Source organism: Streptomyces sp. SID14478 (assembly GCF_010548525.1).
GTDB lineage: Bacteria > Actinomycetota > Actinomycetes > Streptomycetales > Streptomycetaceae > Streptomyces.
In genome coordinates this window covers 44885-56792 of record NZ_JAAGMG010000872.1, presented here as the reverse complement: position 1 = coordinate 56792, position 11908 = coordinate 44885, and the positions used below count along the sequence as shown (strand labels likewise).

Genomic DNA, 11908 nt, shown 5'->3' with positions numbered 1-11908 from the left:
GCCCGGTCGAGGGTCACGAGCGCGGCGACCCAGCCGGAGCGGCCGGCGGTCGTGCCCAGGAGGTTGTGCAGCTGGGCCGTCGCCCGGGCGGGCAGCAGGTCCAGATGACGCAGGACGACCGTCCCGGCATCCTCGGCGAGCGCCCGGTAGACGTCCTGGAGCCAGCGGGCCGTGCCGGCGCGGGCGTCCGCGGCGTCGTGCACGTGGAACGGCGCCGCACCCACCACGTGCCGGTGCGCGGCGCGGGCGAGTGTGAGTTTTCCCGTACCCGCCTCACCGGCCACGAGCGTCCACCGGCCCTGTCGGCACTGCTGGATCAACTGCCCCACGGCGGACTGGAAGACGGGACTGGAACCCGCTACTCCGGCGAGCCGCGGCACGCGGGCGGGCGCGCGCGGCACGGTCTCCTCCGCCTCGGGCACCAGCCGCAGCTCGATGAGGAAACCCGCACCGCCGCCGTCCGCGGAGCCGTCCTCCACGGGCCGGCCCCGCACCTGTACGGTCCGCCCGTCGGCGAGCAGCATCCGGTGTGCGCGCAGTCCTTCCGGATCGGCGACCAGTTCGCGCAGCCGGCGGTGGTCGTCGGGGCCGAGCATGTCGGTGGCGGCCGCGTCGGCAAGCAACAAGCCGTCGGTGAAGGTCACCAGGGCGCGGCTCGAACCACGGCGGGAGGTCAAGAAGGCCCGCAGGGCCGCGCGTTCGCGCTCGGAACCGATGTCGAGCAGCCGCTCCTCGATGTCGGCCGCGGCCTCCCGGACCAGCGCCACCATCAGCGGCGACGCGGTGTGCTGCCAGGAGGTGAGGTCGATGAGCCCGAGCATGCGGCCGCTGACCGGGTTGCGGATGGGTGCCGCCGCGCAGGAGACCCGCTGCAGCCGTTCCGAGAAGTGCTCCGATCCGAAGACGTGGGCGGTGCGGCCGTTCTCGGCGGCGGTGCCGATGCCGTTCGTCCCGACGAACTCCTCCGCGTAGCTGAACCCCGGCGCCAGGTTGATGGCGTCCAGGTGCCGGTGCAGCGCCTTGTCGCCGATCCGGCGCTCGCGCACCCGTCCCCGCGAGTCGGTGAGGATCAGGCACATCGGTGTGTCCTGCAGCGCCTCGGCGAGCCGGTCGAGGACGGGCAGTGCGGCCGTGACGAGCCGCGAGTGCGGGTCGAACTCGGCGTTGTAGGGCGCCTCGATGCGGTCGGCGTCCACCCCGAAGAAGCGCGAGCGCTGCCAGGAGTCCAGGATGGGCGCCCGCACCTCGTCGGAGGCGAACGGGCCGCCCTCCATGAACTGGTTCCGGGCCCGGACGGGATTGAGGCGCGGGCCGGAAGGCTCCGCATCGTGCGCGGCGGCGCCACGCGCCGGCCGCGCCCTTCGTGGGGGTTGCAGGGGTTCCACAGGATTCATCGGCTCGGTTGCCCTCTGCTTCGCGATCACTCTCCGGAGTGAAGGTGTTCCTCGCACGTTAAGTCCCGTTGCCGACCCTGGCCAGACCCGGCGGGCGCGGCCCTGTCTCAACTTGAGACACCCGTACGCGCCCCGGCTCACCAGGATGGGCCACGTCCCGGACACCGACGGCAGTGCGCCGCCGCACGGCCGGGCCCAACGAGGCCGAGTCCTCGCCGCCGAGCCAGCCGGAGGAGCATCACCCGTGAGCCGACAGAGCCTGAGCAAGGCGCACAAGAAGATCACCGAGCTGTCGTGGGACCCGACGTTCGCGACGCCCGCCGACCGCTTCGCGACCGACTACCGCTTCGACAAGTCGCCCAAGAAGGACCCGCTCAAGCAGGTCCTGCGGTCCTACTTCCCGATGGAGGAGGAGAAGGACAACCGGGTCTACGGAGCCATGGACGGCGCGATCCGCGGCAACATGTTCCGCCAGGTCCAACAGCGCTGGATGGAGTGGCAGAAGCTGTTCCTGTCGATCATCCCGTTCCCCGAGATCAGCGCGGCCCGGGCGATGCCGATGGCGATCGGCGCCGTGCCCAACCCGCAGCTGCACAACGGGCTCGCGGTCCAGATGATCGACGAGGTGCGCCACTCGACGATCCAGATGAACCTCAAGCGCCTGTACATGAACCACTACATCGACCCCGCCGGGTTCGACATCTCGGAGAAGGCGTTCGCCAACTGCTACGCCGGCACCATCGGCCGCCAGTTCGGCGAGGGCTTCATCACCGGCGACGCGATCACCGCCGCCAACGTGTACCTCACCCTGGTGGCCGAGACGGCATTCACCAACACCCTGTTCGTGGCCATGCCGGCCGAGGCCGCCGCCAACGGCGACTACCTGCTGCCGACCGTCTTCCACTCGGTCCAGTCGGACGAGTCCCGCCACATCTCCAACGGGTACTCGATCCTGCTGATGGCGCTGGCCGACGAGGACAACCGACAACTTCTGGAGCGCGACCTGCGCTACGCCTGGTGGAACAACCACTGCGTCGTCGACGCGGCGATCGGCACGTTCATCGAGTACGGCACCAAGGACCGCCGCAAGGACCGCGACTCCTACGCCGAGATGTGGCGCCGCTGGATCTACGACGACTACTACCGGTCGTACCTGATGCCGCTGGAGAAGTACGGCCTGAAGATCCCGCACGACCTCGTCGAGGAGGCGTGGAAGCGGATCTGGGAGCAGGGCTACGTCCACAAGGTCGCCCAGTTCTTCGCCACGGGCTGGCCCGTCAACTTCTGGCGGATCGACGGCATGACGGACAAGGACTTCGAGTGGTTCGAGTCCAAGTACCCCGGCTGGTACGCCGAGTACGGCGCCTGGTGGGAGGCGTACAACCGGCTGCGCCATCCAGGGGCGAACAAGCCGATCGCCTTCGAGGACGTCGGCTACCAGTACCCGCACCGCTGCTGGTCGTGCATGGTGCCCTGCCTGATCCGGCAGGACATGGTGGTCGACAAGGTCGACGGGCAGTGGCGCACCTACTGCTCCGAGACGTGCGCCTGGACCGACACCACCGCCTTCCGACCCGAGTACGAGGGCCGTGCGACGCCGTCGATGGGCCGGCTCACCGGCAAGCGCGAGTGGGAGACGATGTATCACGGTCAGGACCTGGCGGACATCGTCAAGGACCTCGGCTACGTACGCGACGACGGCAGGACACTGGTCCCGCAGCCGCACCTCGACCTCGACGACGCCTCGAAGCTGTGGACGCTCGACGACGTGCGCGGCAACACGTTCGTGAGCCCGAACATCTCCCTCAACGAGATGTCCGACGAGGAGCGCGAGGCGCACGTCGCGGACTACCGCGGCCGCAGCAACATCACGCCCACGCGCTGACCCGGTCGAACCGTTCCCACCGTTCGACCCGTCCGAACCGTTCGTGACGCAGGGGCGGCGGCGCACCGTCGCGGGGTCGCCGCCCCGGAAAGCTGATCCTTGTGGGTGACAAGCACCGTGTCCGCTTCGAACCGGTCGGCATCGAGATCGAGGCCGACGAGGAAGAGACCGTACTGGACGCCGCCTTCCGCCAGGGCGTCATGCTCATGCACGGCTGCAAGGAAGGCCAGTGCTCCTCCTGCAAGTCGTTCCTGCTCGACGGCGACCAGCAGATGGAGCGCTACTCCACCTTCGCGCTCGCCGACTACGAGCACGAAGAGGGATATCTGCTGCTGTGCCGGGCGCACGCCTACAGCGACCTGAGCGTGGAACTCATCAACTACGACGAGGAGATGCTCCTCTCGGGCATCCCGCCGCGCCAGGTCTCCACCACCGTCACCGCCGTCGAACCGCTCACGCACGACATCGCGCGCCTCACCCTGGCCCTCGACGCGGACGGTGAACTCCCTTACCGCACGGGCCAGTACGTCGACATCCAGGTGCCGGGCACCGAGCAGTGGCGTTCGTTCTCCATGGCCTCCCTGCCCGGGGACGGCCTGGAGTTCCTGATCAAGCGCTATCCCGGCGGCCTGTTCTCCGGACTGCTGGACGGCTTGCGACTGCCCGTCGGAGCCCCCTTGACGGTGAAGGGCCCCTACGGCACCTGCGTGCTGCGTGAGGCACCGGAACGCGACCTGATCCTGCTCGCGGGCGGAGCGGGCATGGCGCCGATCCTGGCGCAGCTGCGCGCCCTCGCCGCGGCCGGCAGCGGGCGGCGGACCCGCTTCTACTACGGCGCCCGCGGCGCGGCCGACCTGTTCGCCCTGGACGAGATCGCCCGGCTCGGCGCCGCCCTGTCCGACTTCGCGTTCGTCCCCGCCCTCTCCGAGGAGTCCTCACAGAGCTACGAGCAGGGGTTCGTCACCGAGGTGCTCGACCGGCACGAAGGCGACCTGTCGGGCTCCGACGCCTACCTGTGCGGTCCGCCGCCCATGTGCGACGCCGCGCTCGCCGTCCTCACCGGCAAGGGCATGCCGCAGGAGCGGATCTTCCTCGACCGGTTCACCACCTCCACAGACATCTGAGTACGCCGTCCGCGCACGCCCGACGAAGCGAGGAGTTGCACGCATGACCACCCAGGCCGACAAGCCGAGCAGGGCCGAACGCAGTTTCCCCCGGCCCCAGTTCACCGACGCGGAGGCGGGAGCCCTGGACTTCCCGAGCTCCACCAGCCGCGCCTTCTCGTACTACCAGCCGCAAAAGCTCCGGGCGACGATGTACGAGGACGTCACCTTCGACGTACAGCCCGACCCCGAACGCCACCTGCTGCAGGGGTGGATCTACGGCTTCGCCGACGGCTCCTCGGGCTATCCGCAGGACTGGACCGCACTGAAGTCGTCCGACTGGCACCGCTTCCTCGACCCCAACGAGGAGTGGGAACAGACCATCTACCGCAACAACGCCAACGTGGTCCGCCAGGTCCAGCAGAACCTGGCCAACGCCCACAAGGCACAGGCGTACCAGCAGTGGACCCGCTCCTGGAGCACCTTCGTCGAGCGGCACGTAGGCGCCTGGATGCACGCCGAGCACGGCCTGGGCATGCACGTCTTCATCGCCGCGCAGCGATCCGCCCCCACCAACATGATCAACAACGCGATGGCGGTGAACGGCGCCCACAAACTGCGCTTCGCCCAGGACCTCGCGCTGTACAACCTCGACATCGAGGAGCACCTCGACGGATTCGACGGCTCCGCACACCGGGAGGTCTGGCAGTCCGACCCCGCCTGGCAGGGCGTGCGGGAGAACGCCGAGCGGCTCACCGCGATCACCGACTGGGCCGAGGCCCTGTTCGCCACGAACCTGGTCTTCGAACCGCTGGTCGGCGAACTCTTCCGCAGCCAGCTCGTCCTGCAGATCGCCGCCCGCAACGGCGACTACGTCACCCCGACGATCATCGGCGCCGGCGAGAACGACTACGACCGCGACCTGCGCTACAGCCGGGCCCTGTTCGCCCTCCTGCTCGACGACGACACCCACGGCGCCGACAACAAGGCCGTCCTCCAGCAGTGGCTGGAGCGCTGGACCCCGGTCAGCCTCGACGCGGCCCGCCGCCTGCAGCCGCTGTGGTCGCAGCCGGCCGAGAAGCCCGCCCGCTTCGAGGACGGCCTCGACCGCGCGAAGGAGCGCTTCGCCCGCCTCGCCGAGGACCTGGGTCTGCACACGCCCGCCGACCGCACCAGCGAGAGGAGCGCCAAGTGAGCACCGCACACCAGCCGTTCAGCATCGACAGGACCTCGTCGAACAAGTGCGGCGTGACGCTGATGAACAACCAGAACGGATACGTCGTCGCCGACGTCATGCGCACGAAGGACAACGTCACCGTCACCGACTACCCGTCGATGATCCGCGTCGACGGGGACCGCGTGCTCACCTTCGACTTCGACGAGATCTCCAAAGCCCTGGGATTCGACTTCGACCAGTCCGACTTCGAGGAGGTCATGTCCACCCACTACGGGCGGATGGTCCACCTCGACGACAGCACGGTGCTCTTCGCCAACCCCGAGGACGCCGCCGAATACATCGACTTCGACCTCACACCGGTCGACTGACGCTCGGACCCGGAGGGCCGCATGTACCGCAAGGAGGGCGTCGACTACTTCATCGTCGACGGACACATCCACTACTGGGACGCCAGCGAGGAGAACACCGCCAACAAGTACGGCGAGGGCTTCATCCGCTGCTTCTACGACTACCAGCGCAACCTGAGCCCCGCGGAGTGGGTCTGGCCGCTGGAGAAGTTCCGCAAGTACAGCGAACAGGACCTGGTGCACGACCTGTTCGAGACCGGCTACGTCGACGTCGGCATCTTCCAGCCCACGTACCTCAGCGAGTTCTACCGCACCGGCTTCAACACCACCGAACGCAACGGCGCGTTGGCCCGCAAGTATCCGGAACAGCTCATCGTCAACGGCGCCTTCGACCCGCGCGAGGGCGAGCCGGGCCTGGAGCGGCTGCGCGCCCTGCACGCTGAATGGCACCTGCGCGGCGTCAAGCTGTACACCGCCGAGTGGCGCGGCTCCTCCAAGGGCTGGAAGCTCTCCGACCCCGAGGCCCAGGCCTATCTGGCCCTGTGCGAGGAACTCGGCATCCGCAACGTCCACGTCCACAAGGGCCCCACCATCTGGCCGCTGAACCGCGACGCCTTCGACGTGGCCGACGTCGACCACGCCGCCAGCGCGTTCCCCGGCCTGAACTTCATCGTCGAGCACGCCGGACTGCCGCGCCTGGACGACTTCTGCTGGATCGCCACCCAGGAACCCAACGTGTACGCGGGCCTGTCCGTGGTCATGCCGTTCATCCATTCCCGACCGCGCTACTTCGCCAAGGTCATCGGCGAACTCCTGTACTGGCTCGACGACAACCGGATCGTCTTCGGCAGCGACTACGCGATCTGGAGCCCGAAGTGGCTGATCGAGAAGTTCGTCGACTTCCAGATCCCGCAGGACCTGCAGAGCGAGTACGGCTCGCTCACCACCGACATCAAGCGGAAGATCCTCGGCCTCAACCACGCCCGCCTGTACGACCTGAAGGTGCCCGACAGCGCGGCCCTGCCCGATGCGCCGACGGTCGCGGCATGACCGCCGTCATCGACGCGGTCGACCGGGTGACCGCCGTCAACCAGGCACTGGCGGCGGTCCTCGATCCAGAACTCGACCGTCCCATCACCGAACTCGGCTTCGTCCGCTCGGTGAGCGTCGCGGCCGACGGGGCGGTGGAGGCCAGACTGAGGCTGCCCACCTACTTCTGCGCCCCCAACTTCGCCTGGCTGATGGTGGACGACGCCCGGCGCGAACTGGCGGCGCTGCCCTGGGTGAGCGTCTGCACCGTGATCCTGGAGGACCACTTCGCCTCCGAGGAGATCAACGAGGGCGTGGGGCGGGGGCGCTCCTTCGCGCAGGCCTTCCCCGGCCTCGCCGACCCGGACCGCCTCACCGAACTGCGCGCCGTGTTCCTGCGCAAGGGCCACCTGGCGGCCCAGTCCCGCATCGGCCGCCGGCTCCTGGAGCGGGGCTGGACGCACCGGCAGCTCGCCGACGCGGCCCTCGGCGACCTGCCCGACCGCCTCACGGTGACCCTGCGGCGCAGGCGCGCCCTGCTCGGCCTGGCCGACGACGCCTCGGCGCCCCTGTTCACCGACGACGACGGGCACCCCGTCCCGGCCGCCGGCCTGGAGGAGCACCTGCGCAGGGGACGCACCGCGGGCGTCGGCATCCACACCAACACCGAGTTCTGCGAAGGACTGCTCGCCACCCGCTACGGCGGCCCCGAACAGCCAGGCGCGGAACGGTCCCCAGGAAAGGACGGCACCCGGTGAAGGCCGTACGCCTGCACGAGTACGAGCACACCCCCAGGCTCGACGAGGTACCGGACCCGGTGATCTCCTCACCGCTCGACGTGCTCGTGCGCATCGGCGGCGCCGGGGTGTGCCGCACCGACCTGCACATCATCGAAGGGCAGTGGCAGGCCAAGAGCGGCGTGCAACTCCCCTACGTCCAGGGCCACGAGAACGCGGGCTGGATCGTCGAGACCGGATCCGCCGTCACCGGCCTGGCGCCCGGCGACCCGGTGATCCTGCACCCCCTGGTCACCTGCGGGCTGTGCGCGGCCTGCCGGCGCGGCGACGACGTGCACTGCGCGGCGAGCGCCTTCCCAGGCATCGACGCGGACGGCGGCTTCGCCGAACTGCTGCGCACCAACGCCCGCGCGGTCGTCCCCCTCGGCCCCACCCTCGCCCCGGTCGACGTGGCGGCCCTGGCCGACGCGGGCCTCACGGCGTACCACGCGGCGAAGAAGGCCGTACGGGCGCTGCCTCCAGGCAGCCGCGCCGTGGTGATCGGCGCGGGCGGCCTCGGCCACATCGGCATCCAGGTCCTGCGGGCCCTGACCGCGGCCGAGCTGATCGTTGTCGACCGTTCGCCCGACGCCCTCAAGCTGGCCGAGACCCTCGGCGCGGACCACACCGTCGTCGCCGACGGCGGCCAGGTCGAGCGGGTCGCCGAACTCACCGCGGGGCAAGGCGCCGAGGCCGTGCTCGACTTCGTCGGCGAAGGCGGCGCCCTGGAGGACGGCGTCCGCATGCTGCGCAGGGCCGGCGACTACTACGTCATCGGCTACGGCGGCACTCTGTCCGTGCCCACGATCGACATCATCTCCGCGGAGATCAACTTCGTGGGGAACCTGGTCGGCTCCTACACCGACCTGGTGGAACTGATGGAACTCGCGGCGCGCGGCCTGGTCAGCCTGCACACCGTCACCTATCCGCTGGCCGAGTTCGGCCGCGCCCTGGACGACCTCGACCAGGGCCGGGTGCGCGGCCGCGCCGTGCTCGTGCCCTGAACCCTCCGTACAGGTGGCGGCGGCCGGCCCTCCGTGGACCCCGTTCACGAGGTCGGCGCACCGCGGAGCCAACGCCGTCGCCACCGCCCGTACCCGACACAGCCCGAAGGGACGACACCGCCATGGCGAAGGAACTGCGCTTCAACGCGGAGGCGCGCGCACTGCTGGAGAGCGGGGTGAACGCACTGGCCGACGCGGTGCGCACCACCCTGGGACCCAAGGGACGCAACGCGGTCCTGGAGAAGCTGACCGGACCGCCCACCATCACCAACGACGGCGTCACCATCGCACGGGAGATCCAGCTCAAGGACCCCTTCGCCAACATGGGCGCCCAACTCGTCAAGGAAGTGGCCACCCGCACCAACGGCGACGTCGGCGACGGCACGACGACCGCCACCGTCCTCGCCCAGGCCATCGTGCGCGAGGGCCTCAGGGCCGTCGAGCGCGGCGCGAACCCCGTCCTCCTCAAGAACGGCATCGAGGCCGCGGTGGCCGCCGCGCTCGACTCCCTCGCCGCGCAGGCCCGCCCCGTGCGCACGGACGACGAACTCGTGCGGGTCGCCGCTCTGTCCGCGAACAACGACCCGGCCATCGGCGAAGCCATCGCGCAGGCCGTGGCCCGGGTCGGGCGCACCGGCGTCGTCACCGTCGAGGAGTCGACGACGTTCGGCATCAGCGTGGAGTACGTCGAAGGCCTGGAGTTCGACAACGGATGGATCTCGCCGTACATGGTCACAGACGAGGGCCGGATGGAGGCCGTCCTGGAAAACCCCTATCTCCTGTACTGCGACACGAAGATCACCAAGGTGCAGGAGCTGATGCCGGTCCTCGAACTGGTCACCCGCACCGGAGCGCCGCTCGTCGTCGTCGCCGAGAACGTCGACGGCCCCGCGCTGGGCATGCTCGTCACCAACGCGGCGCACGGCACGTTCCGTTCCCTCGCCGTACGCGCCCCGGGCTTCGGCTTCCGCCGGATCGCGGAACTGGAGGACATGGCGGCCCTCACCGGCGGCCGCGTCATCACCGGCACCGCGGGCCGGGCCCTCACCGGCGTCACCCTCGCCGACCTGGGCCGCGCCGAGAAGGTCATCGCCACCGAACGCTCCACCGCCGTCCTCGGCGGGGCCGGCGGCGACGAGCGCGTCGCCCAGCGCATCGAGAACCTGAAGACCGAACGCGAACGCGCCACCAACGAGCACGACCAGGAAAAGCTCGGCGAGCGCATCGCCAAGCTCTCCGGAGGCGTCGCCGTCATCCGCGTCGGAGCGGCGAGCGGCGTGGAACTCAAGGAGAAGCAGATGCGCCTGGAGGACTCCCTCGCCGCCACCCGCGCCGCCGCCGAGGAAGGCGTCGTGGCCGGCGGCGGAGCCGCCCTGCTGCACGCCCGCACGACGGTGGAGGCCCTGCACCTGCCCGACGGTGACACGGCCACCGGCCGCTCCCTCGTCTCGCGCGCCCTTGCCGAACCACTGCGCTGGATCGCCATCAACGCCGGCCTCGACCCCGACGCCGCCGAGGCGAAGGTCGCCCAACTTCCCGACGACAGCGGCCTGGACGCGCTCAGCGGCGATGTCGGCGACCTGTACGAACGGGGGATCATCGACCCGGTCAAGGTGACGCGCAGCGCGCTGCTGAGCGCCGCCTCGATCGCCGCGCTGCTCCTGACGACCGAGACCCTGATCGTCGAGGAGGTGATCGGTCACCCGGGCGCCATCCACTCCCCCGAGATCGGCGACCTGGCCGAGGGGTTGCCGCGCCCGTCGAACATCCCCTGACGGCATGGCGACCGAATCCACCCCGGCGCGCTCCGGCCGCACCCGGGCCCCGCAACCACGCGGCGGACCGGGGCGCGCGCCCGGCGAGCGCACGCCCCGGCTCCGCTCCGGCCTCTCGTACACCCTGCTCGGTCCCGCGTTCGTCGCCGCCGTCGCCTACGTCGACCCCGGCAACTTCGCCACCAACATCCAGGCGGGGGCGACCTTCGGGCCGCTCCTGCTGTGGGTGCTCGTCACCGCGAACGTGGTGGCCATGCTGCTGCAGTACCTGTCCGCCAAACTCGGCGTCGCCACCGGCATGAGCCTGCCCGAGCTGTGCCGGGGCCGCTACCGCACACCCGTGGTGTTCGGGCTGTGGATGCAGGCGGAAGCGGTCGTCGTGATGACCGACCTCGCCGAGGTGGTCGGCGGAGCCGTGGCACTGCACCTGCTCGCCGGACTGCCCCTGTGGCTCGGCGGGGTGGTCGTCGGCGTCGTGTCGCTGGGACTGATGCCGATGCGCGGCCGCGGCCGACGGCGCTTCGAGGTCTTGATGGCCGCCGGCCTGGCCTGCCTGCTCGCCCTGTTCCTGGGTCAAGTACTGGGCACCGGAGGGTCGTTGAGCGGAACGGCGGAGGGCCTGACGCCCCGGCTCGCCGGCTCCGAAAGCCTCGTGCTCGCCGGCGGGATCGTCGGAGCCACCGTCATGCCCCATGTGATCTACCTGCACTCGGCCCTCACCAGTGACCGCTACAGCCTCTCCCTGCCCACCGCCTCCGACGCCCCGCTGCGGCGCAGGTTGCTGCGCCATGTCCGCACCGACGTACTCATCGCCATGGGCCTGGCGGGCGCGGTCAACGTCATCCTGCTCGTCTCCGCAGCGACCCTCTTCCACCCGGGAACCCCCGGCGCCGCCACGTCCCTGACCGCCGCCCACGACGCCTACGGCCACCTGGTCGGCCCGCTCGCCGCGCTCGCCTTCGCCCTTGCACTGCTCGTGTCCGGTCTCGCGGGTACCAGCGTGGGCATGTACGCCGGCGAAGTCGTCATGGGCGGCTTCCTCGGACGCCGCATCCCCGTCCTGCTGCGCCGCCTGGTGACGATGACACCTGCCATCGTGGTCCTGGCCGCGGGGTCGAGCCCCACTCACAGCCTGGTGCTCAGTCAGATCATCCTGTCGTTCGGCATCCCGTTCGCCCTGATCCCCCTGGTCCTGCTCACCCGCGACCGCGCGCTCATGGGCGGTTGGGTCAACCGGCGGCTCACGACCTGCGGAGCATGGCTGGTGAGCGCCGTGGTGATCACCCTCAACGTCACGCTCCTGGTCAACCTGTTCTCGGGGTGAACGGGCACCGGGCCTGCGGGACCGGTCACACGAGCCGCGCTTACCACGAAGCCCGCATGCCCCGCTCCAGGCGCTCCGTGCGGTGAAGGCTCGC

The 11908-nt window shown here is 70.1% G+C and carries 10 protein-coding genes; 9 read left to right on the top strand and 1 reads right to left on the bottom strand.

Translation table 11 applies throughout. The annotated features are described in order from the left end of the window. On the bottom strand, nucleotides 1–1274 hold a 1274-nt coding region (locus G3I40_RS28565), incomplete at its 3' end, for a GAF domain-containing protein (RefSeq protein WP_164305317.1). Nucleotides 1275–1638: 364 nt separating this feature from the next. Between G3I40_RS28565 and G3I40_RS28560 the strand changes: the two genes are divergently transcribed. The 9 genes from G3I40_RS28560 (at nucleotide 1639) to G3I40_RS28520 (ending at nucleotide 11814) form a co-directional block, all read left to right on the top strand. Beyond that, nucleotides 1639–3279, top strand: a complete 1641-nt coding sequence (locus tag G3I40_RS28560; RefSeq protein WP_164305315.1) for a methane monooxygenase — start codon at nucleotides 1639–1641, stop codon at nucleotides 3277–3279. Nucleotides 3280–3380: 101 nt separating this feature from the next. Continuing rightward, entirely contained in the window at nucleotides 3381–4403 is a 1023-nt protein-coding gene (locus G3I40_RS28555; RefSeq protein ID WP_164305313.1) for a 2Fe-2S iron-sulfur cluster binding domain-containing protein, read from the top strand. Between the two features lie 43 nt (nucleotides 4404–4446). Then, nucleotides 4447–5577, top strand: coding sequence for an aromatic/alkene monooxygenase hydroxylase subunit beta (locus G3I40_RS28550; RefSeq protein WP_164305311.1), 1131 nt, complete (start codon nucleotides 4447–4449; stop codon nucleotides 5575–5577). After that, nucleotides 5574–5927 carry an MmoB/DmpM family protein gene (locus tag G3I40_RS28545; RefSeq protein ID WP_164305309.1) on the top strand — a complete coding sequence of 118 codons (354 nt, stop codon included), beginning with the start codon at nucleotides 5574–5576 and terminating at the stop codon, nucleotides 5925–5927. The genes G3I40_RS28550 and G3I40_RS28545 overlap by 4 nt, the downstream gene beginning before the upstream one ends. Nucleotides 5928–5948: 21 nt before the next feature. After that, nucleotides 5949–6956 (top strand): amidohydrolase family protein, encoded by a 1008-nt coding sequence (locus tag G3I40_RS28540; RefSeq protein ID WP_164305308.1) that lies wholly within the window; start codon nucleotides 5949–5951, stop codon nucleotides 6954–6956. Continuing rightward, on the top strand, nucleotides 6953–7693 hold the full coding sequence (locus tag G3I40_RS28535) for an iron-sulfur cluster assembly protein (protein WP_164305306.1): 741 nt from the start codon (nucleotides 6953–6955) through the stop codon (nucleotides 7691–7693). The genes G3I40_RS28540 and G3I40_RS28535 overlap by 4 nt, the downstream gene beginning before the upstream one ends. After that, nucleotides 7690–8715, top strand: a complete 1026-nt coding sequence (locus G3I40_RS28530; protein ID WP_164305304.1) for an NAD(P)-dependent alcohol dehydrogenase — start codon at nucleotides 7690–7692, stop codon at nucleotides 8713–8715. The genes G3I40_RS28535 and G3I40_RS28530 overlap by 4 nt, the downstream gene beginning before the upstream one ends. Nucleotides 8716–8837: 122 nt before the next feature. Then, the gene (groL, locus tag G3I40_RS28525; protein ID WP_164305302.1) at nucleotides 8838–10490 is read left to right on the top strand and encodes a chaperonin GroEL; all 1653 of its coding nucleotides are present in this window, start codon (nucleotides 8838–8840) and stop codon (nucleotides 10488–10490) included. 4 nt (nucleotides 10491–10494) lie between these two features. Then, the gene (locus tag G3I40_RS28520) at nucleotides 10495–11814 is read left to right on the top strand and encodes an Nramp family divalent metal transporter (protein ID WP_164305300.1); all 1320 of its coding nucleotides are present in this window, start codon (nucleotides 10495–10497) and stop codon (nucleotides 11812–11814) included. Nucleotides 11815–11908 lie beyond the last annotated feature (94 nt).